Genomic DNA, 21,805 nt, shown 5'->3' with positions numbered 1-21,805 from the left:
GGCCTGCGCCGGTCAGCCGTCGGCCGACAGCAATGCGCCGACGGGCGGCGTTGTCCAGGCGGCGCCCAGGTAGTCGCGCCGCGCGATGCCCTCCGGCAATGGCAGCCCGGTCAGCGCCACGCGTGGTCGTACCCCTTCCGGGTCGGGCGGCTGCCGCGCCAGCAGCGCGGTGTCGCGCAGCAGCGGATCGCCCTGGGCATCCGCTCCGCCGGGCTTCGCGGCATTCCAGGCACGCAGGTCGGCCACGCGGCTGCGGTTCCACACCAGCGGTACCTCGCCGCCGATGTGATGCACGTGGTTGCCGGCGATCTCGCGCGATCGGCGCGCGAAGGGATCGACATAGATGCTCGCGATGCCGCGGCGGCGCGTGACCACCAGGTTGTTGCGGATCACGTTGTTCGCCACGTGGTCGACATTGCGCGTGTAGTCGCTGGCCAGCACCAGGTCGCCCTTGTAGGCGTGCCGCCCGCCAGAATCGCGCATGTTGTCGTACAGCGTATTGTTCGCCACGAAGTTGTCCGAGGCGTCGAACAGCGCGATGCCCGCCCCGTCATTGCCGAAGCAGATGTTGAAGTAGACCTGGTTGCGATCGCACCACTGATCGAGCTGGATGCCGTTGCCGTCCTGGCCCGTCGTCTCGCGCTGACCCCAGACCATATTGTAGCGGATGATGTTATCGCGTCCGGCATCCTGGCCCGGGTCCTTGCAGTAGGTATGGATGCCCGAGGTGCCCGAGAGCTTCAGTCCGTTGTCCCAGACGATGTTGCCCTCGACGATGTAGCGGTTGCCGTTGATCTCGAGGCCGTGCATACCGTTGCGGGCGACACGGTTGCCCGCGATGAGCGTTTCCTGCCCGATGGGCGCATTGATCACGTCGATCGCGACGCCGTGCGTCTTGTTGTCGATCAGCGTGTTGCCCACCAGGCGATGCGCCCCGCCGGCACCCTCGCCGATCCAGATGCCGAGACCGCAATCCCGGACCGTGCAATCCTGGATGGCCACGCCCACCGAGCCATGGCGGATGATGACGCCGGACAGGCGCGAGCGTTGGATCGTCAGGCCTTCGAGGCGCACATGCTGCGCTCCTTCGAACACCACCGTGCCGGTGAGCACGGCGCCAGGTTGCGCGCGCAGGATGATGGGGCGCGCCGCCGTGCCGCGTGCGGTGATCACGACCATCTCGGCGTAGGTGCCGCTGCGCAGCACCACTTCGTCGCCCGGTGCCAAGGTGTTCCATGGGACGGAGGCGGGCGACGCGATGGTCGCACCGCGCCCGACCTCGATGCTGGCGGCCCTGGCCGTCTGCGTGCCGAGCAGGATGGGTGCGGCGAGCGACAGGGAACCCAGGATCTGCCGGCGTGATGGGATGTTCATGGTTGAGCGGCCGCTCCCGCGTGTCGGTTGGTGTTCAGCACCGGGTGCCACGACGGCATGCGCGCTGCTGCGAAGCCGATATGTCGTCGCGCCGGACGGTGCGGCGCTGTGGAGTGCCGGTCGCGCGCGTGACCCTAAACCGGTGGTGCATGAGCCTGTGGAACACATCATCTCTACCGATATGCGGGTCGGAGGATTCCGCCGGGGCTATCACCGCAGGAACTACGTCGCGCACGTCGATGCGTTGCCACTTGAGGAATGGTGATCGCGATTTTCGGCGCGGGCCGCCGCATAAGGATCAAGCACGCCGCGCCGCGCCGCCCCAGTCCGGTGATGTGCGTAAGTATTGCGCCGGACTTGTCAGCGCGCGTGAGGATCGGACCTTCGGCGAGAATACATGGGTGGATTCAGGCATCGTGATCCGACCGCACGAGAAGGTTCGGCCGACGGAGCGTTCCGTCGGTTCCGTCATAGGCTTCCGCGGCGTCGGGCATCGCGACGATGCGGAATTCCGCGCTGTCGGGAACGATCACACCCAGCCTTCACGCGGGTCGACCCCCGGCGGGACGGCGGAGGGTCCTGGTGCGATCGGATTGGGGGCGCGCATCATGTGCAAGCGCAGCGCATCCGCCGCAGGGCCGTCGCCGGCGCCACTGGCGCGATGACCGCCGTGACGGACCCCTCGGCCTGCACCCGTGCCGCGGACATTGCCGTGATCATTCCAACCCACAATCGCAAGGCGGTGCTGTTGCGCTGCATCGCCGCGCTGGCCGCGCAGGCGGGCGACGTGATGGACCGGATGGAGGTCGTCGTCGTCGACGACGGATCCGTTGATGGCAGCATAGAGGCTCTGCAGGCCGAGGCTGCGCGCCTTCCCTTCGTGTTTCGCGCGGCGCGCCAGCCCAATGCCGGTGCGAATGCCGCGCGCAACCGCGCAATGACAATGACTGACGCGCCGATCCTGTTGTTCCTCAACGATGACAGCATAGCGCAGCCGGGACTGGTCGCCGAACATCTCCGCCAGCATGCCGCCCACCCGGGTGAGGCGGAGGCGGTGGTCGGCGCGCTCGCGCCGATGCCCGATCCGCCGCCCGGCCTGTTCGAGGTGATGCATCACGATCACCGCTTCGACACGCTCGTTGAAGGCACGGATGTCGGATGGAGCGCGTTCTTCACCTACAACGTCTCGGCCAAGGCGGCGCTGCTGCGGCGGCATGGTGGCTTCGACGAAGCGCTGCGGTGGCACGAGGATATCGAGCTCAGCGCCCGCCTGCGTGCCGAAGGGCTGAAGGTGTTCTTCGCGCCGGCCGCAGTGGCGTATCACCTGCACCCGATGGTCGAGTCCGACTGGCTGCGGATCGCCGAGCGCGAAGGCAAGGCGTTGGCTGCCTGGGCGCGGCGCCAGCCCGCGATGCGTGACGAGCTGGTCGGGCTTGGGCTGCAGAGCCGCCGGCTGGGGACCCGTTCCCTGCGCCATGCAGTCGCCGACCTCGTGATCAATCGCCTGACCGAGCCGGCCTGGTTGGCCATGGCGCGCGCCTCCCGCGCGGTCAGCCCCCGCATCGCTGCGCCGCTGTACCGCAAGCTGTTCCAGGCCCGGAAGCGACGCGCGATCGACGCTGCCTTGGCGAGCGAGTCGCCGTCGTAAAAAATATCCAGCTCACACAATGCGAGAGTAACATCGATAGCGAAATATAATCTGGAATTCGCCCAAAAGAACCAAGGTCGCCAGATATAATACAACCGGAGGTCTATTTGCTTGTTAAATTACATCTTATAGTTGCGGCTTGCCTGGTTCTGGTCTAATCCCGGCCTGTGATCAGCGGGGGGAAAGCGCTCAACAAAGGCGCGACTTCGACTGAGCGACGTCGGTTCCCGACTATCCGGCGCGATGCCCTCGGGGGTCCGGTAGCCGATTCTTCTGACGGTGAAGCGGGGGCCAGTGGGCTCGATGGCGGCGCTGGTGCCGGCATCGAAGGCCGGCGGCTACGGCCACGACATCCATGCGGTCGATGACCCTCGTGACGTGACCGCACAAACAACCAAGGGGGCCTTGGGCTCATGATTACCTACGTGAATACGATTCTGCCCGCAGGGGTGGAAAGCCTGGCGCTTGCCGGTACGTCCGACCTGGTGGGCGTGGGCAACAGCCAATCCAACATCATCACCGGGAATGCCGGTTCCAATGTGATTCTCGGCGGCGCTGGGAACGATACGATCCTCGGTGGGGACGGCGTCGACATCCTGCGGGGTGACGCGGGCACCGATCACCTTCTGGGCAATGGCGGCACCGACATCTTCGTCGTCAGCGCGGTCGAGGACAGCCGTCCCGGCGCGCAGCGCGACGTCATCTACGAATTCAACATCACCGAAGATGTGCTCCACCTGGTCGACCTCGCGCCCGGGGTGCCGATCAGCCATCTGGGCGGCGCCGCCTTCCAGGGCGGCGGCAGCACCGTCCAGACCCGGCTTGATGTGCAGGGCGGCGATGCGGTGCTCCAGATCGATATCCCGAATGGCTGGCAGGGCACGGATGGCGTGGCGGACGCCGAGGTCCTGTTGCGCGGCGTGCAGTCCCTCCAGGCCTGGAATATCCTCGGGTCGGTTGCCGCTTCTGGTGGCACTGAGCCGGCAGAGGTTGGCGCATCGCCGCCGCCGACCCCAGCGCCTGTCGCCGCGCCGCCGGGCGTCGTCGCACCGACGACGAGCCGTTCCGTCTACATCGACCCGAGCGCGAGCCGGTCGGGCGACGGCTCGCTGGACTCGCCTTTCAGCTCATGGGGCGGAAGGACGCTCGAAGCCGACACCAGCTACCTGATCAAGGCCGGCACCGTGATGAACGGGGTCGTGGTGGTGAAGGGGCAGGGCAGCGAGGACGCGCCGATCACCATCGGCAGCTATGGCGCTGGTGCCGCCCCGGTGATCCAGGGCTCGATCTCGGTCGAGAACGCGGCGCACGTGACCATCTCCGACCTGGCCATCGTCAACAGCGCCTATGCCGGCGTGACGGTGCAGGGCGGATCGCATGACATCACGGTTCTGAACAACACCATCCAGAACACCTCGATCGGCGTCTGGTTCAGCGCGACCGCGGGCGGGGGAAACCTGGTCCAGGGCAACGAGATCTCCGGCAGCCAACTCCACGGCGTCGCCTTCAACAAAGTCGACCAGCGCGCCGATCCGACGCGCGTGGTCGACAACGTGATCCGCGACAGCGGATCCCATGGCATCGCAGTCAACGCCAGCGGCATCGTCGTCGACGGCAATGATGTCAGCCGCAGCGGCCTGACGGTGAGCGGGAGCTCGGGCATCCACATCTATGGTGGCTATGGCAGCCCCGACGGCTTCGGCTTCGGGAACGTGATCGCCAACAATCGCGTGTCCGACTCGCGTGAGGCCGGGAACGGCTACGACGGCAACGGAATCCAGGCCGACCAGTACACCGGCGGCAACCGCATCGAGAACAACACCGTCTCCGGCAGCGATGGCGCGGGGATCATTCTCTATGACTCCGCGTCCAACCTGGTCATCGGGAACACGGTCGGCGGGAACCTGCTCGATCGCTCGGGCCAGCATCCCTATCGCGGCGAGATCCTGCTGGCCGGCGACATCGATGTCCGAAGCGAGCTGACCCGCGGCAACGTCATCCAGAACAATGTCGTGACGACGGATGACGCGACCACCAGTGCGTTCTTCATCGATCCAACGACGGCCGACAACGGCAACGTCTTCGGCGGCAACACGGTGGTGCGCGAAGCCGGTGGCCCCGCCTATTCGTCGGGCGGGATCTACGGCGCGGTCGGTTCGAACCTGGCGCTGTGGAACTCGACCCTGGCGCCGGGCGGCGGGGACGACGTCTGGAGCTGACGCTGGCTGGCCCCGAAGCCCATCAGGGGGGCTTCGGGGCCAAGTCTGTGACGCTGGCTTTGATCGATCCCGCCCGGTGCAATGTCGGCGGTGGCCCGCGCCCGTGTCGGGCCGGATCTGCCCAAAATTTCTCACCCCATCTTGCAGCGTCCCAGCCGCCACGCGGGCGAGGCTTACCGCGATCGCGGATCCGTGCGCGCTAAGTGTCGCACGGGCGCTCAAGATATCAGACCAAGATCTGTATTTAACCGGAATGGCTCAAGGCCGCGGCAATAAAGTGAAAAAGAGCATTTTTTAAGACATATTATTCGTATATTCGGCGTATCTTGTGTTAATGGACAACTCCTGGTTGTCTTGCGGTGGGATCGATCCATGAAGGGTCGCACACTCATGGCAGGACACACATGGCACTCAAGCGTGGCACTTCAGTCCAGGACAGCCTGATCGGCACCGATGCCGCCGACAGCCTCTATGGCGGCGACGGTGCGGATACGCTCTCCGGCATGGCGGGGGCGGACCGGCTGGATGGCGGCGCGGGCGCCGACCGGATGCTGGGCGGCTTCGGGGCCGACACCTACCTCGTCAACGATCCAGGCGACCTGGTCGTGGAAAGCGACGATGGCAGCGTCGATCTCGTCTCCGCCTCCGTCAGCTACGTGCTGCCGGCCTTCGTCGACAATCTGACGCTGACGGGCACGGCGAACCTGACGGGCACGGGCAACTCCCTGAACAACGTCATCACCGGCAATGCGGGCGCCAACCTGCTGACCGGCGGGGCGGGCAATGACAGGCTGAACGGTGGCGCCGGCGCCGACACGATGCGGGGCGGCGCGGGCAATGACACGTATGTCGTCGCCGATGCCACCGACGTGGTGACCGAACTGCAGGGGGAAGGGGTGGACCTGATCCTGTCCTCCGTCAGCCTGACGCTCGCGGCCAATGTCGAGAAACTGACGCTGAGCGGCACGTCGGACCTGGTGGGCGGCGGAAACACGCTCAACAACGCCCTCACGGGCAATGCCGGCGGCAACGTGCTCGTAGGCGGCGCCGGCAACGACATCATCCGCGGCGAGGGCGGCAACGACATACTGCGGGGCGATGCCGGGGCCGACCAGCTCTACGGCGGCGCCGGGACCGATGTGTTCGTCCTCAGCGCCCTCCAGGACAGCCGTCCCGGTACGCAGCGCGACATTATCCAGGACTTCAATGCCGGCGAGGACCTGCTGCACCTCATCGATATCGCGCCGGGGTTGCAGATCACGTACCTCGGCACCTCCAGCTTCGTCTCCGGCAGCGGCGCGGTCCAGACCCGCATGAAGCTCGAGGGCGCCGATGGCGTCCTGCAGATCGACGCACCCGGCACGACGGGTGTGACCGACGGCGTGGTCGATGCCGAGATCCTGCTGAAGGGCGTACAGTCGCTGCAGCTGTGGAACATCATGGACGCGATCGACGCGCCTGCCGTGGTGGCGCCGCCGCCCAGTCCCGTCACGCCGCCGACCATCGATGTCCCGACGACGGCCCGGACCGTCTACATCGACACGAGCGCGAGCAGGTCCGGTGACGGCTCGCTTGGATCGCCGTTCAACACCTGGGGCGGGTGGACGCTTCAGGCGGACACCAGCTACCTGTTCAAGGCCGGCACGGTGTTCAACGGCGTCGTCGTGGTGCAGGGCCAGGGCACTGAGGCCGCGCCGATCGTCGTCGGCAGCTATGGCAGCGGCGCGCCCCCGGTGATCCAGGGCTCGATCTCGGTCGAGAACGCGGCATATGTCACCATCGCCGACCTCACGATCCGGAACAGCGAATATGCCGGCGTCGCCGTGCAAGGCGGATCGCGGGACATCACCATCCTGAACAACACGATCCAGAACACCGGCACCGGGGTCTGGTTCGGAAGCGATACCGGCGGCGGCAACCTGCTGCAGGGGAACCTGATCGAGGGCAACCGCGTGAACGGCGTCGCGTTCAACCGGCTCGATCACAGCGCCGATCCGACGCGCGTGGTCGACAACGTGATCCGAGACAACGGATCCCACGGCATCGAGATCCACGCCAACGGCATCAGCGTCGAGAACAACACCGTCAGTGGCAATGGCCGCACGATCCCAGGCAGCACGGGCATCCACATCTATGGCGGCGTTGCCGAGATCTACGGCGGCGAAGGCGCTGACGGCTTCGGCTTCGGAAACGTCGTTCGCGGCAACCGCGTCTTCGACAACCGCGAGGCGTCAAGTGCCGCCTTCGATGGCAACGGGATCCAGGCTGACACCTACACCGGCAACAATCGCATCGAACAGAACATCGTCTACGGCAACGATGGCGCCGGCATCATCGCCTACGATTCCAGTTCGAACGTCATCACGGGGAACACCATCAGCGGCAATGGGCTCAACCGCGCGGGCAACCCCAACAGGCCGCTCGGGGAAATCATCCTCAACACCGATATCGGCAAGCAGCCGCTGAACGACCTGACCCGCGGCAACGTGGTGCAGAACAACAGCGTGACTACCAACGACCCCGACGTCGCTGCGTTCTACATGGACGGGCCAACCGCCGACAACGGCAACGTCTTCGGGGGGAATACCGTGGAACGCCTGGCCGGCGGCAACGTCTACGTCGTGGGCAGCCAATACGGCACCGTCGGCTCGAACCTTTCGCTGTGGAACACCTCGCTCGCGCCTGGTGGCGGGGATGATGTCTGGGTAGCCTGACGGCCGGCGGCGATGAATCCCGGCTACGCTTGAACGGGGCACGCCCCGCGAGCATCCCGAAGCCGGGCGGTGTCGCGGACGTCCTAAGGACCAGCGCGATGCGCGCTGGCCATCGTCGGCTCGGCGTGGCGGTCAACCTCGGGTGCCGTCCCGCTGTCGCCGGTCGGCTGAAGCGGCGCGAAGCGCCAATTGCGGCGCGGGACAGCGCTCAGTCCCGCTTCGAGATTCCGTCGCACGACGGCCTTCACGCCGACGGTGGCGCCATCACCGATCTGGACGGGTCCGACCACGCTGCTGCCCGCGCCGATGCGGACCCCGTCGCCGAGCTGTGGCAGGTCGGCGGGGTTCAGGCACCCGGACAATGGCGGCCAGGTCTCCGGCCCGACGGACGTGTGCGGGTAAAGCGCCAGATTGCTCCCGGCCTGGCCGCAGAAGCGCACCGTTACGGGATGCGGAACGAACAGCCCGGACCCAATGATGCTGCCAGGATGTATGGTCATGCCCGACCAAGCGTGCACGACGCGGGCGACCGCGCTGGCCAGGCGCGTCCTGCCGCGCGTGTGCAACGCGTGCGCCACGCGGAACAGGGCGACACCGGCCACGCCAGGGAACATCAGGTGGCCCCAGAACCGCAGCGGCCCGGTCTTGGTGCTGCCGCCATTCTCGAGCACGGCACGGGCCACATCGGCACGGATGCACCGCAACAGGCCGCGATGAACCGGTTCAGGCATCTCGCGCTTGGGGGGCCTGACACGGACAGCCCGCCATTCCGGTGCCCGGGAGACGAGCACCGCGCCATCGGGAATGTCTTCCATGACCGCGCAGTCGTCGCCGACATGGACGCCATGTCCAACGTGGTACGTGCCCAGCACGAAGACATTGTTGCCCAGCACCACATCGTCGCCCAGGCTCGCCATGCTCGCGAGCGCATCGCCGGCGACGAGCTCCGCCCGCAACAAGGTTCCGATCCCCGCGCGCCCGCCAATGGTCAGGTTCGTACCGATGCTGCCATAGATGATCACGCCGCGCGGATCGTGGATGACAGCCCCCCCGCCGATCGGGCTCGCCGGGTCCAGGTCAGCGCCGGTCAGCACCAGATCGAGGGCCCAGACGAACCGGGACGGCAGGTTCAGCCGACAGCCGAGACGCAGCCAGTGCGCAACCCGATAGAGCCTCAGGGCCCACAACCCGCGATGCAGCAGCTTGGGTCGTCGGCCGCGCGGGTCTGTCAGCCTGCGATAATCGGCCGCCATGGCAGCGCGTGTGTCGGCCCAGGTTACCACGTCTGGTTCATCGCACTGGATCCGCCGTGTTGAAATCCGTCACGCATGCGGTCCTGGACAAAGGGGTATTGGACACATTCCGTTCTCCCACCAGGAAAGGTCTCGGCACGCGCGAACGGCCCCGTATCTCGATGCATGGGCGGCCAGTTCGTACAGCATCATGGCGGGCGCCGGCGCAGCGCTTGCGGTCAGCTGCGCGGCCGGCACGCCGCAGCGGAGATGCGCGCTGGCGGCCGCTGCCTCCGCCTTCAGGATGTCGGCGAGGTCCGCGCCTGGCCAATGCACCGCGGTGAGAAGCGCATGCGCCCATGCCTCCGCGGCGATCCGATCCTCGAGCACACCAACCAGGGCGTCGACATCGGATCGCGCCTCGGCGGCGGTCAGGCGGATGGTGCTGAGCACGACCTCGAGCAGGTTGCGCGAGCGGCGGTCGACCTCGTGCGTCAGATGCTGCTGGGCTTGTGCGATGCGCTTGCGTTCCGCGATGTCCACCAGCGCGCAGGTCACGCCATGGACTCGGCCATCGCTCTCCACGACGGGGTGGCAGCGGCAGAGCCACCAGCGGCTGTCGTGGGCGCCCGCCACGGGAGCTTCGATCTCGAAGGCAGGCATGGGTTCGGCGCTGACCAGGGCCTCGCGGCATTTCGGCTCGATCAGCGGTGCCAAGTCCGGCGTCGTCGCCCACATGGCTTGGCCGGCATGTTCAGCGGCCGGCACCTCGCCGAGTGACGCGAACGCATCGTTGACCGCAACGAGACGCAGGTCGGCATCAAGCAGGCAGAGGCCTACTGGCGCAGCCAATTTGGTCACCGCCAGGCGAGCCGCCTCCGCCGCCGCAGTCATCCGTTCCAACCGGTGTTGCGTCACCACCGCGGCCCGCCCGTGCAGAAGCATCGGCTGGCACGCGAAACGGGCAGGGTACCGCCCCTCATCGGCTCGCCCGCCCGGATCACCGCGCCATCCCGCGGGCTGCGTACGTGCGCGCTTGTGACGCGCACGTACGCAGCCCGTCCCAGGGCATGCCTTGCCTGTGCACATGGGCATCGGTCTGGTTTCACCTCCGCCGTGGAAATCGCATCGAACACTCATCGCGGTATGCACGGAGTAGCGACGGAGGATAGCACTCGCCATTGGGTCGAGCGCTTAAGCACAACTGCGTAAGGCGTGCCGCCGATCTGGCGCCCATAGACAGAAGCTCGCCTGGCGAAATGCGTCAGAGGGACTTCGGCGCGTTCGATGGCCTGCCGCGAAAGTGGAAGCCGATATGCTCGTCGCATCTTCATGCGCGACGCGGGCATTCTCCACACTCGGCGCGGGATATCGAACTCGCTCCAGGTTGCGAGCCTAAGTTCGCCGGGACGCGGAATAAGCAACGCGAGCAATTGGAGTTCGATCCGTGGTCCCGGCTCTCCTTCGAACGCGTCGATCGCGCCAAGAAGAGCATCGAATCGAACGCGGCCCGTGATGGCGGCGCGGGGCGAAGGCCGGGCCTGCGTCAGGGCGCCCTTGAGCTCACTAGGCAGGATCCACATCGGCCCGGGCGGTCGTGATCGCCTATTCGAAAACGGTGCCGATGGTCGAGCCGAACCGGCGTGCGGACTCGTACCGTTCGCGCGTCTCGAGGCGTTGGATCGCGCGAAGGCTTGCGGGCGCGCCGATTGCGTGGATGGGTTTCTTGCAGAACTCCGCCTTCGCGAAGGGCAGTGGTCACTCGGTCTTTGAGAGGGTCGCCTCGGCCCGCATTCGCACTTCAGCTTGGCGAGGTACTCGTCGGCGACGGCGCGGAACGTCGGCGGTTCGGCCTCGGCGCGTGCGGCGCGCCTCCGCTTTGCGGCGGGATCAACGCCTCCCGCGAGCAGACGCTTCGCCTCGTCCCGAGAATAGCGGGCCCGGGCGAGCGACACCGTTGGACGGACGCCGCGGGAAAGGAGCTTCTGTTTACCTTTGAAGCGATAGGCGAGACGCCAGACCCGAGCCCCGTTCGGGTGCACCCAAAGTTGCACTTGCGCGCCGTAGGAAAGCTTGGGTCAGCTTCGCGGCAGCGGCCTGGGCGCGGCATCTGGCATCGGTCACTGGTATCGGAACTAGCCGCTTCGATGCATACGGTACCAACAGGGCGTCAGATACCAACAAGACTTCCAACACGAGCCACCCGATGCCCGACGTGCTTTCCGGGACTACGCCAAGCCTCGGCAAACGGCCCAAAATCCTGAGCTTCTAGCCCGATGCAAGCGTGCGCCCGCGTGGCATCGGCGGCAGAAACAAGTGTTGGCGGAAGGGAGGATGGTGCCCAGGGCCGGAATCGAACCAGCGACACTGCGATTTTCAGTCGCATGCTCTACCAACTGAGCTACCTGGGCCCATGGCGCCCGTGGGGCACCGGAGAGGCGGCGGGGAATAGCGGAGCCCGCGCGGCCTGTCCAGCGGTTCAGTCCTCGGTCTGCTCCGGCGGGGCCGCCGGGATGGCGTAGCTCTCGGTCAGCCAGCGGCCCAGATCCACCTGCGCACAGCGTTCCGAACAGAAGGGCCGCGTCGCTTCCGCGGCGACGCGGCGACAGATCGGGCAGCGCAGCACGGGGCGCGGGCGCGGGGCGTCAGGCATCGGGCGCGTCCTCGATGGCGGGCAGCGCCGCGGTCGCGTCGGGCAGTATGTGCAGCGCGAAGCCGGCGCCTGCGGCGAAGGCCGCCAGCGCGCCGGGCTCCGCCTCCAGCGCTGCCACCACCGCCGGGCTGGCGCGCAGCGCGAGGCGCCGGCCCGGCCGCGCCGCGGCCTCCCGCGCCGCCTGGCGCAACGCCGCCAGGCCGCGCGTGAGCGGCGATTCCGGCCAGCCCAGGACCTCGTGTAGCGGCGGATGCACACGGTCGCGCACCAGCTCCGCCATGCCGAGGCGCGTGAAGCCGAGCAGCCGCACCAGCGAGTCGGTCGCCAGCGCCGCCTTCAGCGGTTCGTCGAGGGCGGCGCGACGGCGCGGTGACAGCCCCGCGAAATCGACCAGGATCGGCCCGGCCAGGTTGCGCGCGCGGATCTGCCGCGCGAGAACCGGCAGCGCCGACAGGTTCAGCGCAGCGACCGCGCCCGACCCGCGCGCCCCGGCCGCGCTGCCGGCATCCATGTCGATTGCGACCAGCGCCGGCGTGGGGTGTACCAGCAGCCGGCCGCCACCGGGCAGCGGCACCTCGGGACCGCCCAGCTCTTCGAAGGCGGCTTCGAGCGAATCGTCGAAGGCCGGTGCGTGCGTGAGGCGGACACGATCGCCGAGCCCCGCGCGCAGCCGTGCCACCACCGCTGCATCGTCCACCACCACCATCGCGCGCGGGTGGCGCGCCGCCAGGCGTGTCGCGGCATCCGGCCCGCGCCCGACCAGGCGCGGCGCGCCCGGCGGCGCGGCGGCGATGCGCGCGGCTTCCTCGGGCGACAGGCGCGTTGTGACGCGCGGGCCCTTGCCGCCCTGTGCTGCGCGGGTGATGCGCAGCGGCAGCACCATGCCCTCGTTGACCGCCTGGGCGATCGGGGCGCGGGTCTCGCTCGCCTCGCTCTCGGGCAGGAAGCCGGTTTGCCCGTCGGCCAGTGCGACGAAGGCGCCGGACATGGCCGGGGCCACGGCGGCGACGCGGCCGCGCTGCAGATCCCCCACGCCATCCGGGTGGGCGGGGCGTTCGACCCAGGCCTCGACGAGCACGCCGTCGCGCAGCAACGCCGTGCGGATTTCGCCCGGCGAGGCGCTGACGTGGATCGCCACGCCGCCCGGCGCCGCTACGGCCGCAGCCATCCGACGCCGCGCAGCAGCTGCGCCGTCTCGAATAGGGGCAGGCCGACCACGTTGGAATGGCTGCCCGACAGGAAGCGGATGAAGGCCTCGGCGCGGCCCTGGATGGCGTAGCCGCCGGCCTTGCCGCGCCATTCGCCGCCGGCCAGGTAGTCCGCCACCTGCTGTTCGGTCAGGCGCTGGAAGGTGACGGCGCTCTCCACCACGCGCTTCAGCCGGCGGCCATCCGGCAGGGCCAGGACCACGGCGGTGGTCACGCGGTGACGGCGGCCCGAGATCAGCGCCAGGCAGTCGCGCGCCTGGTCCTCGGTCTCGGCCTTGGGCAGGATCCGGCGGCCCACGCCCACCACGGTGTCGGCGGCCAGCACCAGGGCCTGCGGCGCCTGCGATGCCGCGGACTCGGCCTTGGCCAGCGCCAGGCGCGCGGCAAGCGGGCGCGGTGTCTCGCGCGCGAGCGGCGTCTCGTCGGTGTCGGTGGCGATGACCTGGTCGGGCACGATTCCGAGCCGGGCAAGCAGGTCGACGCGCCGTGGGCTGGCGCTCGCCAGCACCAGTGGCGGGCGCGGGTCGGTCACGTGGGGGGGTACTTGAACCTGCCCAGGCTCATGCCGGTCACTTGAACCTGCCCCGGCGCATGCCGGTCACTTGAACCTGAACGTGATGCGGCCCTTGGTCAGGTCGTAGGGCGTCATTTCCACGTTCACGCGGTCGCCGGCGAGCACGCGAATGCGGTTCTTGCGCATCTTGCCGCTGGTATGCGCGAGCACGAGGTGGTCGTTGTCCAGCTTGACGCGGAACATGGCGTTCGGGAGGAGTTCAACGACCTGGCCGCTGAACTCGATCATGTCTTCCTTCGACATCGGGCCTCATGTGTGTGGCGCGCGGGGCGCGCATGGGGTGGGGCAGCGCGAGCACGCGCCGCCTGAAAATCGGCCGGAACATGATCCCCAAGCCCCGCGGGGTCAAGCGCGGGAAGGGATTCAGCCGCCCAGGCGCAAGGCCACGCTGCGGGCATGGGCGGTCAGGCCCTCGGCCTCGCCCAGCGCGACCGCGGCCGGCCCAACCGCCGCCAGCGCCGCCGCATCCGCCTCGACCCAGGTGGTCCGCTTGAGGAAATCGAATACCGACAGGCCCGAGGCGAAGCGCGCCGTACGCCCGGTCGGCAGGACGTGGTTCGGCCCGGCCACGTAGTCGCCGACCGCCTCCGGGCAATACCGGCCGAGGAAGGCGGCCCCGGCGTGGCGCACCTGCGCCAGCAGCGCGCGGGGGTTCGCGACCATCAGCTGCAGGTGTTCGGGGGCCAGGCGGTTGGTGAGCGCCGCGGCTTCGTCGAGGTCCCGCACCAGGATGATCGCGCCGTGGCGTTGCCAGGATTCGCCGGCGATCGCCGCCCGCGGCAGGTGCCTCAGTTCGGCCAGCACGGCGGCCGCGACGGCATCGGCCAGCGCGGCGTCGGGCGTGATGAGGATGGACTGCGCGCTCTCGTCGTGCTCGGCCTGGGCCAGCAGGTCGACCGCGACATGGCGCGGGTCGTTCGCGGCATCGGCGATCACCACGACCTCCGACGGGCCGGCGATGGAATCGATCCCCACCCGCCCGAAGACCTGGCGCTTGGCTTCCGCGACATAGGCATTGCCGGGGCCGGTGATGCGATCGACCGGCGCGATGGACGCCGTGCCCCAGGCGAGCGCCGCCACCGCTTGCGCGCCGCCGATGCGCCAGACCTCGGTCACGCCGGCGCGCCTAGCGGCCGCGAGCACCAGCGGGTTCAGCACGCCATCGGGCGTGGGCACCGCCATCGCGATGCGGCCCACGCCCGCCGCCCGCGCCGGAATGGCGTTCATCAGCACGGATGATGGGTAGGCCGCCTTGCCGCCCGGCACGTAGATGCCGACCGCATCCAGCGCGCCCCAGCGCATGCCGAGCGTGAGGCCCGCCGCATCGGTATACTCAATGTCGCGCGGCAGTTGCGCGCGGTGGAAGGCCTCGATCCGATCGGCGGCCAGGTTCAGCGCGGCGCGCAGTTCCGGGTTGATCGCGGCATCGGCGGCATCGATCTCGGTGGAGGTGACGCGCAGCGCGGCGGCGCTGCCCGGCACCCAGCGATCGTAGCGGGCGGTGAGGTCGAGCAGCGCGGCATCACCGTGCGCGCGCACATCGGCGATGATGGCGGCGACCGCGGCATCGACACGCGCGGTGGTCTCGCGCGCTTCGTCCAGCAGGGCGGCGAAGGCGGATTCGAAATCGCGGGCGGTGGTCGAGAGGCGCTTCATGCGGGAAGGTCGGGGGAGCGAACTCCCCCGATCCCCCTCCTTTTTCTGGAACCGGGCATCGGACGAACAGGGGTGGTCATCGGGCGTCGCGTTCGGCGAGGGCGGCGCGGAAGCGCGCGATCCAGGCGCCGATCGCCTCGGGCCGTGTCTTGAGCGCGGTGCGGTTCACCACGAGGCGGGAGGTGACATGCGCGATCACCTCGCCCTCCCGCAGGCCGTTCGCCTTCAGCGTCGAACCGGTCTGCACCAGGTCCACGATCAGCTTCGCGAGGCCCATCGACGGCGCCAGTTCCATCGCGCCGTTCAGGTGCACGATTTCGGCCTGCACGCCGCGTGCGGCGAAGTGGCGCTGCGCGATATTGGGGTACTTCGTCGCGACCGTGATGCGCGACCAGCGCGACGGATCGTCGGCCGGCGCATCGACGGGTTCGGCGACCGACACGCGGCAGCGCCCGATACCGAGGTCGAGCGGCGCGTAGATCTCCGGATAGTCGAATTCCATCAGCACGTCGGCCCCGCAGATGCCGATCTGCGCCGCGCCATGCGCGACGAAGGTGGCGACATCGAAGGAGCGCACGCGGATCACGTCCAGCGCCGGATCATCCGTCGGGAAGCGCAGGCGGCGGCTGCTTTCATCAGCGTAGTCGGACGCGGGCGCGATGCCCGCGCGCGCCAGCACGGGGCCCAATTCATCCAGGATGCGGCCCTTGGGCAGCGCGAGCACGATCGGCCCGGCATCCTCGGGTGTCGCGGGCGACAGCGGCGTGGGGATCGGCTGGTCCATGGCGGAGCCTACAGCAGCCGGGGCAGGAGCGATGTCATCACGATTCGGCGTCAGCCCGGCAAACGTTCGATGTCGGCGCCGACCGCGGCGAGTTTCGCCTCGACATGCTCGTAGCCACGGTCGAGGTGATAGACGCGATTGACGATGGTCTCGCCCTCGGCCGCCAGGCCCGCCAGCACGAGCGACACAGAGGCGCGCAGGTCGGTCGCCATGACCGGCGCGCCGGCCAGCCTGGGCACGCCGCGCACGATCGCGGACGCCCCATGGAAATTGATGCGCGCGCCCATGCGCGCGAGTTCGGGCACGTGCATGAAGCGGTTTTCGAAGATCGTCTCGGTGATCATCGCCGCACCCTCGGCCACGCACATGAGCGCCATGAACTGCGCCTGCATGTCGGTGGCGAAGCCGGGGAAGGGCTCGGTCACCACGTCGGTGCCGCGCAAGCCGTTCAGGCGTGAGACCTTCAGCCCGCCATCGGCTTCCGCCACGTCCACGCCGGCATCACGCAGGATGCGCACCACGGCGCCGAGGTGATCCAGCCGCGCGCCGCCGAGCAGCACCTGGCCGCCGGTGATGGCGGCCGCACAGGCATAGGTGCCGGCCTCGATCCGGTCGGGGATGATGGGGTGCACGGCGGACCCGAGCACTGGCACGCCCTCGACCACCAGGCGGTCGGTGCCGAGGCCATCGATCCGCGCGCCCATGCGCATCAGGCAGGCGCAGAGGTCGGTGATCTCAGGCTCGCGCGCGGCGTTGACGATCTCGCTGGTGCCCTGCGCGAGCGTCGCGGCCATCAGGATATTCTCGGTGGCGCCGACCGAGACCTGCGGGAAGATGATGCGCGCCGCCTTCAGCCCACCGGGTGCGCGCGCCTCGATATAGCCGGCGGTGATGTCGATGGTCGCACCCATCTGCTCGAGCGCCTTGAGGTGCAGGTCCACCGGCCGCGTGCCGATGGCGCAGCCACCGGGCAGCGAGACCCGCGCCTGGCCGAAGCGCGCGACCAGCGGCCCCAGCACAAGCACCGAGGCGCGCATCTTGCGCACCAGGTCATAGGGCGCTTCCAGGTTCGTCGCCCCGCCCGACAGCGTGATGGTCCGCGCGGCCATGTCGCGGGTGACCGACAGCCCGTGCTGGGCCAGCAGACCGGCCATGGTGGTGACGTCCGCGAGGTCGGGCGCATTGGTCAGTGTGAGCGGCCCGTCGGTCAGCAGCGCTGTCGCCATCAAGGGCAGCGCGGCGTTCTTGGCGCCGGAGATCGGAATGGTGCCGGACAACGCGCGGCCGCCGCGGATGCGGATGCGGTCCATGGCTACAGCCTCGGCAGCGCGACGCCGCGCTGGCCCATGTATTTGCCGCGCCGGTCGGCGTAGCTGACCTCGGGCGGGGCGGCACCCTGCAGGAACAGGAACTGGCACACGCCCTCGTTCGCATAGACCTTGGCGGGAAGGGGCGTGGTGTTGCTGATCTCGATGGTGACCTGGCCTTCCCATTCGGGTTCGAGCGGCGTCACGTTCACGATCAGCCCGCAGCGCGCATAGGTGGACTTGCCGAGACAGATCACCAGCACGTCGCGCGGGATTCGGAAGTATTCGACCGTGTGCGTCAGCACGAAGGAATTGGGCGGGATGATGCAGACCGGCCCGCTGCGCGTGACGAAGCCGGAGTCGCTGAACTGCTTGGGGTCCACCACCGCGTTGTCGACGTTGGTGAAGATCTTGAATTCCTCGGCGGCGCGGGCGTCGTAGCCGTAGGAGGACAGGCCGTAGGAGATCACGCCCTCGCGCCGCTGCGCCTCGACGAAGGGGTCGATCATGCCGTGTTCCGTCGCCATGCGGCGGATCCAGCTGTCGGGCATGATGGGCATGGGTGGGTCGGGCCTGCCTGCGGCGGTTGGGGCGGGCGGGGCCGGGGGACAACGCGACGGCCCCGGGGGCGCCCCGGGGTGGCGGGATTAACCCATGGCCTTTTCAGGGGCAACCTCGGCGGGGGCGGGCTCGGCCGGGACGGCTTCCCGCGCGCGCGCCTGCGCCTTGCGGCGCTTGAGGTTCTCCCGCAGGGCGGCGGCCAGGCGGGCGGCGCGGTCGGGTTCGGCCGGGGGCTTCGGCGGCGGCGGCGTGTGGACCATGCCGCATGATCCCGCGGCGTGGTGGTTTTCGCAACGCGCCTCGCGCAGTACGTTCACTTGTTATTGAGCGTTCAACCTGTCGGATGCAATCGGCGATGCGCGGCGCTAATGTCCTATTAGAAAAAACGCCGGGGTTTCGGACAATGAACAATACAGGACGCCCCGCTGCGCCGCCAGGACGCGACTCACCGGCGCGCGATGGCAGCGATGCCTTGGGTTCTGGCGGGCTGTTTCCATCCGGCTTGGTCGTTACAATCGACGGGGAGAGCGCGATCGACGCTGTCTTTCCCGGTGACATCGTCCTTGTGGTCGGCAGGGTCGGGTACAGTCCGATCCAGCGGATGAACGAAGTGACCGTGGACCTGTCGGTCCGGCCGGACGCCGCGCCCATCCTGATCCGCCGCGGCGCGCTGGATATCGGGTCGCCGCTGCGTGACACCATCCTGGCCCCGCATACACTCATCGGGCTCGATGAACGCCTGGTCCCGGTCGTGGCGCTGGTGAACGGGCGCAGTATCGTGCGGGCGCCCCATACCGGCCGCATCCGATACCTTCAGGTCGAGATGTGTGTGCACGAGATGATCATCGTCGACGGCATCCGGGTAGCGACCGAGGCCCAAGCCGACGTGCCCTGCCGGCCGGTAATCGGGCCGGGTGCGGACCTCGATCGAATTCGGGCGCGCATCGCGGCGCGGATCGGCCAGCCTGACGGCGGCGCCGGCACTGCCCTGCCCGGCCCCCGGCGCAGGGGCCTCGGCGGGCCGTTCTGACCCCAGCCAGGGCTTGCGCTGCTGCGCCCATCCGCCTAGACAGCGCGTCGCCTGCGGGCCCGGCGCTGTTGTAGCTCAGTGGTAGAGCACTCCCTTGGTAAGGGAGAGGTCGAGAGTTCAATCCTCTCCAACAGCACCACCCTCAATGCCCGCCGGTCATCTCAACCAGCTCGATCACGATCCCCGCCGTGCTCGCCGGATCGATGAACGCGATCCGGTGCCCGCCATGGCCGGCCCGTGGCACCTCGTCGCGCAGCTTCACGCCCTTCGCCTTGAGCTCCGCCAGCGACGCCTCGATGTCGTCGACCTCCAGGCAGATGTGGAACAGGCCTTCGCCGCGTTCGCGGATCCATTCCGCCGTGCGGCCGTCCTCGCGCTGGGGTTCCAGCAGCTCCAACGCGGATTCGCCGATCGGCAGCATCGCCAGGCGCACGCCGGGGCCGGGCAGCGTCTCCTCGTGCTCGCAGGTGAGGCCGATGCGCGCGAGCGTGTCGCGCACCGTATCCAGGTCCCGCACCGCGATCGCCACGTGTTCGATGCGCTTGAACTTCATCCGCCTGCCCTCCGGTGACTGGCCCGATCCTTCCCCGCCGCCGGCGGCCTGTCCATGGCGGGCGATCCGCGACGCGGCGGCGCGGCATCTCTGCGCCTGTGGCCGCGTGAGCGTCGCCGTCCGCCCGGCACCGGTCAGGACGGCCGCAGACCCGCGAGCTCCGCCGCACGGCGCGCATTGGCCAGCTCACTCGCCAGGAAGGCCGCGAAGCCGTCGGGCGTGCGCTGCGCCTCGGCGGCGGGGATCGCCCCCACCTCGGCGATGCGCGACACCACGGTGGGTTCGGCGAGCGTCGCCGCCAGGGCGCCGTGCAGCGTCGCGACCACGTCGGTCGGCGTCGCCGCGGGCGCCAGCAGCCCGCCATAGGACCCGGCGGTGAAGCCGGGCAGCCCGGCCTCGATGAAGGTCTGCACGTTCGGCAGCACGGGGGATCGCTGCGCGGTGGCGATGGCGATGATCGGCGCCTTGCCATCGAGGTGCAGCGGCAGCGCGGAGGGCAGTTCCACCATCCCGGCATCGACGGTGCCGCTGACCAGGTCGGCGATCATGGCGCTGCCGCCGCGATAGGGCACGTGCACCGCGCGCACATTCGCCCCCGCCATCAGCAGTTCGAGCGCCAGGTGCGCGGCACTTCCGGCACCCGGCGTCGCGATCGTCACCTGGCCCGGGCGGGCGCGCAGGATGGCGATGAAGTCGGTCAGCGTGCGCGCCTCGATGCGCGGGCCGACCTGGCAGATCATGGGCAGGACGCCGACCAGGCCGATCGGGCGGAAATCCCGCGGCACGTCATAGGGCAGGTTCGTCACCAGCACCGGATTGGCGGTGAGCGGCCCGCCGGCGCCGAACAGCAGCGTGTAGCCATCGGGGGTGGCCTTCGCGACCGCCTCGGCACCGACCGACCCGCCCGCGCCGGTGCGGTTGTCGATCACCATGGGGCGACCCAGGCGCTCGGCCATGCGCGTGGCCAGGATGCGCGCGAGGATGTCGGTGTTGCCGCCGGCGGCAAAGGGCACGACCACGCGGATCGGCCGGTCCGGATAGGCGGCGAGCGCGGGGCGAGCCAGCGGCGCAGCAGCTGCGGCGAGCAGGATCGCGCGGCGTGTGGTCATGGTGGTTCCTCCCGACGGCATCGTTGGCCGCGGAGCGAGCGTGGCACCGCGCGCCGGGCCCGGCAACAGCGCGGCTTGCCGCTGCGCAGCGCCTGCCGCAGCATCCGCCGCGACGCACGGGAGGCACAGGATGGAACAACGACGGCTGGGGAAGACCGGGATCGCGGTCTCCGTGCTCGGCTATGGCTGCGGCGCCATCGGCGGGCTGATGGTGAAGGGCACGGCGGCCGAGCAGGACCGCGCAATCGGGCGCGCCATCGACCATGGCATCACCTATTTCGACACCGCCTCCGCCTATGGGGATGGCGTGTCGGAGACGAATCTCGGCCGCGCCCTGAAGGTACTGCGCGCGGAGGTGACCGTCGCGACCAAGGTGCGCATCCGCGGCGCGCAGCGCGACGACATCGCGGGCACCATCGTGGCCTCGGTGCATGACAGCCTGAAGCGCCTTCAGCGCGACAGCGTGGACATCCTGCACCTGCACGAACCGATCACGCGCGAGGGCCGCGACCCCGACTTCACCGCTGACGCCATCCTGCAGCAGGCGGTGCCCGCGCTGCAGCGGCTGCGCGACCAGGGCAAGTTCCGCCACTACGGTATAACCGGCCTGGGTGATGCGCCCGAGATCCTGCGCGTGCTGGCCGAAGGCGGTTTCGCCACCGCGCAAATGCCCTACAACGCGCTGAACCCGAGCGGCATCACGCCACTGCCGGCCGGCTCTGCCATGCCCGACCTCGGGGGCGTGATCGCGCAGGCGGCAGCGCAGGATGTGGGGGTGATGGCCATCCGCATCCTCGCCGGCGGTGCGCTGAGCGGCAGCGAGGCGCGTTCACCGCTCGGCGTGCCCAAGGTGGCGCCGATCGGATCGGGCGCGAGCTACGCGGCGGATGTGGCCGCCGCACGGCGCCTGCTGCCCGTGGTGCAGGCCGGCCATGCATCGGACCTGGTGGAGCTCGCGCTGCGCTACGCCGTGATGCCCGCGCAGATCGGGACGGCCATCATCGGCACGTCGAGCATCGCGGAGCTGGACCACGCCGTCGCCGCGATCGCGCGCGGGCCGCTGCCGGACCAGGCGATGGCGATGATCGCGGAGATCCAGGCGGACTGATCACCACCCGCACAGCCGCCGCCCGGCACGGTTATGCGCCAGGATGGCGCGGGCCGTCGGCGTGCTCAGCGCGTC

General features: G+C 69.1%; 19 protein-coding genes, 2 tRNA genes and 1 pseudogene. 6 read left to right on the top strand and 16 right to left on the bottom strand.

Annotation, left to right across the window (positions count from 1 at the left end; genetic code table 11):
• Nucleotides 1-12: 12 nt before the first annotated feature.
• Nucleotides 13-1,374, bottom strand: a complete 1,362-nt coding sequence (locus MWM08_RS17050) for a right-handed parallel beta-helix repeat-containing protein (protein WP_244407700.1) — start codon at nucleotides 1,372-1,374, stop codon at nucleotides 13-15.
• 397 nt (nucleotides 1,375-1,771) lie between these two features.
• On the opposite strand from MWM08_RS17050, the gene MWM08_RS17045 reads away from it, so the two are divergent.
• The 3 genes from MWM08_RS17045 (at nucleotide 1,772) to MWM08_RS17035 (ending at nucleotide 7,955) form a co-directional block, all read left to right on the top strand.
• Nucleotides 1,772-3,022 (top strand): glycosyltransferase family 2 protein, encoded by a 1,251-nt coding sequence (locus MWM08_RS17045; RefSeq protein WP_341482821.1) that lies wholly within the window; start codon nucleotides 1,772-1,774, stop codon nucleotides 3,020-3,022.
• A 425-nt stretch (nucleotides 3,023-3,447) separates the two neighbouring features.
• On the top strand, nucleotides 3,448-5,241 hold the full coding sequence (locus tag MWM08_RS17040) for a right-handed parallel beta-helix repeat-containing protein (protein ID WP_244407698.1): 1,794 nt from the start codon (nucleotides 3,448-3,450) through the stop codon (nucleotides 5,239-5,241).
• A gap of 404 nt (nucleotides 5,242-5,645) precedes the next feature.
• The gene (locus MWM08_RS17035; protein WP_255751351.1) at nucleotides 5,646-7,955 is read left to right on the top strand and encodes a right-handed parallel beta-helix repeat-containing protein; all 2,310 of its coding nucleotides are present in this window, start codon (nucleotides 5,646-5,648) and stop codon (nucleotides 7,953-7,955) included.
• A gap of 83 nt (nucleotides 7,956-8,038) precedes the next feature.
• On the opposite strand, the gene MWM08_RS17030 is transcribed toward MWM08_RS17035, so the two are convergent.
• From MWM08_RS17030 to MWM08_RS16975, 13 genes and pseudogenes are all read right to left on the bottom strand, one after another.
• A complete protein-coding gene (locus MWM08_RS17030; RefSeq protein WP_244407696.1) occupies nucleotides 8,039-9,208 on the bottom strand; it encodes a DapH/DapD/GlmU-related protein in 1,170 nt (389 codons plus the stop codon).
• A gap of 69 nt (nucleotides 9,209-9,277) precedes the next feature.
• A complete protein-coding gene (locus MWM08_RS17025) occupies nucleotides 9,278-10,132 on the bottom strand; it encodes a PAS domain-containing protein (RefSeq protein ID WP_244407695.1) in 855 nt (284 codons plus the stop codon).
• A gap of 191 nt (nucleotides 10,133-10,323) precedes the next feature.
• Nucleotides 10,324-11,247, bottom strand: a pseudogene (locus MWM08_RS26540) (tyrosine-type recombinase/integrase); the annotation flags it as partial.
• Nucleotides 11,248-11,522: 275 nt separating this feature from the next.
• Nucleotides 11,523-11,598: transfer RNA gene (locus MWM08_RS17020), tRNA-Phe, on the bottom strand.
• 68 nt (nucleotides 11,599-11,666) lie between these two features.
• Complete coding sequence (locus tag MWM08_RS17015; protein WP_244407694.1) at nucleotides 11,667-11,840, bottom strand: DNA gyrase inhibitor YacG; 174 nt, start codon at nucleotides 11,838-11,840, stop codon at nucleotides 11,667-11,669.
• Entirely contained in the window at nucleotides 11,833-13,008 is a 1,176-nt protein-coding gene (locus tag MWM08_RS17010; protein ID WP_244407693.1) for a ribonuclease E/G, read from the bottom strand. Before MWM08_RS17010 ends, MWM08_RS17015 begins: the two co-directional genes overlap by 8 nt.
• A complete protein-coding gene (locus tag MWM08_RS17005; RefSeq protein WP_244407692.1) occupies nucleotides 12,993-13,580 on the bottom strand; it encodes a Maf family protein in 588 nt (195 codons plus the stop codon). Before MWM08_RS17005 ends, MWM08_RS17010 begins: the two co-directional genes overlap by 16 nt.
• Before the next feature lie 66 nt (nucleotides 13,581-13,646).
• A complete protein-coding gene (infA, locus tag MWM08_RS17000) occupies nucleotides 13,647-13,865 on the bottom strand; it encodes a translation initiation factor IF-1 (protein ID WP_198373672.1) in 219 nt (72 codons plus the stop codon).
• A 120-nt stretch (nucleotides 13,866-13,985) separates the two neighbouring features.
• Nucleotides 13,986-15,278 (bottom strand): histidinol dehydrogenase, encoded by a 1,293-nt coding sequence (gene hisD, locus MWM08_RS16995; RefSeq protein ID WP_244407691.1) that lies wholly within the window; start codon nucleotides 15,276-15,278, stop codon nucleotides 13,986-13,988.
• A 76-nt stretch (nucleotides 15,279-15,354) separates the two neighbouring features.
• Complete coding sequence (gene hisG / locus MWM08_RS16990) at nucleotides 15,355-16,062, bottom strand: ATP phosphoribosyltransferase (RefSeq protein WP_244407690.1); 708 nt, start codon at nucleotides 16,060-16,062, stop codon at nucleotides 15,355-15,357.
• 50 nt (nucleotides 16,063-16,112) lie between these two features.
• Nucleotides 16,113-17,372 (bottom strand): UDP-N-acetylglucosamine 1-carboxyvinyltransferase, encoded by a 1,260-nt coding sequence (gene murA / locus MWM08_RS16985; protein ID WP_244407689.1) that lies wholly within the window; start codon nucleotides 17,370-17,372, stop codon nucleotides 16,113-16,115.
• 2 nt (nucleotides 17,373-17,374) lie between these two features.
• Nucleotides 17,375-17,929 carry a dCTP deaminase gene (dcd, locus tag MWM08_RS16980; protein WP_244407688.1) on the bottom strand — a complete coding sequence of 185 codons (555 nt, stop codon included), beginning with the start codon at nucleotides 17,927-17,929 and terminating at the stop codon, nucleotides 17,375-17,377.
• Between the two features lie 87 nt (nucleotides 17,930-18,016).
• Nucleotides 18,017-18,190, bottom strand: a complete 174-nt coding sequence (locus MWM08_RS16975) for a hypothetical protein (protein ID WP_244407687.1) — start codon at nucleotides 18,188-18,190, stop codon at nucleotides 18,017-18,019.
• A 5-nt stretch (nucleotides 18,191-18,195) separates the two neighbouring features.
• Here MWM08_RS16975 and MWM08_RS16970 point away from each other — a divergent pair, with 5 nt between their 5' ends.
• Both MWM08_RS16970 and MWM08_RS16965 read left to right on the top strand, forming a co-directional pair.
• Entirely contained in the window at nucleotides 18,196-18,960 is a 765-nt protein-coding gene (locus tag MWM08_RS16970; protein ID WP_341482820.1) for a Hint domain-containing protein, read from the top strand.
• A gap of 64 nt (nucleotides 18,961-19,024) precedes the next feature.
• A tRNA-Thr gene (locus MWM08_RS16965) sits at nucleotides 19,025-19,099 on the top strand.
• 3 nt (nucleotides 19,100-19,102) lie between these two features.
• Here the strand turns inward: MWM08_RS16965 and mce are convergent.
• Both mce and MWM08_RS16955 read right to left on the bottom strand, forming a co-directional pair.
• Nucleotides 19,103-19,513 (bottom strand): methylmalonyl-CoA epimerase, encoded by a 411-nt coding sequence (gene mce, locus MWM08_RS16960; RefSeq protein ID WP_244407686.1) that lies wholly within the window; start codon nucleotides 19,511-19,513, stop codon nucleotides 19,103-19,105.
• A 134-nt stretch (nucleotides 19,514-19,647) separates the two neighbouring features.
• Nucleotides 19,648-20,622: a Bug family tripartite tricarboxylate transporter substrate binding protein gene (locus tag MWM08_RS16955; protein WP_244407685.1), complete on the bottom strand. Its 975-nt coding sequence runs from the start codon at nucleotides 20,620-20,622 to the stop codon at nucleotides 19,648-19,650.
• Nucleotides 20,623-20,752: 130 nt separating this feature from the next.
• Here MWM08_RS16955 and MWM08_RS16950 point away from each other — a divergent pair, with 130 nt between their 5' ends.
• Nucleotides 20,753-21,730: an aldo/keto reductase gene (locus MWM08_RS16950; protein WP_244407684.1), complete on the top strand. Its 978-nt coding sequence runs from the start codon at nucleotides 20,753-20,755 to the stop codon at nucleotides 21,728-21,730.
• Nucleotides 21,731-21,805: the final 75 nt, after the last annotated feature.

The organism is Roseomonas fluvialis (assembly GCF_022846615.1).
Taxonomy (GTDB): domain Bacteria; phylum Pseudomonadota; class Alphaproteobacteria; order Acetobacterales; family Acetobacteraceae; genus Neoroseomonas; species Neoroseomonas fluvialis.
Note: the sequence above shows the minus strand (reverse complement) of the source record. Positions and strands in the feature narration are given on the sequence as shown.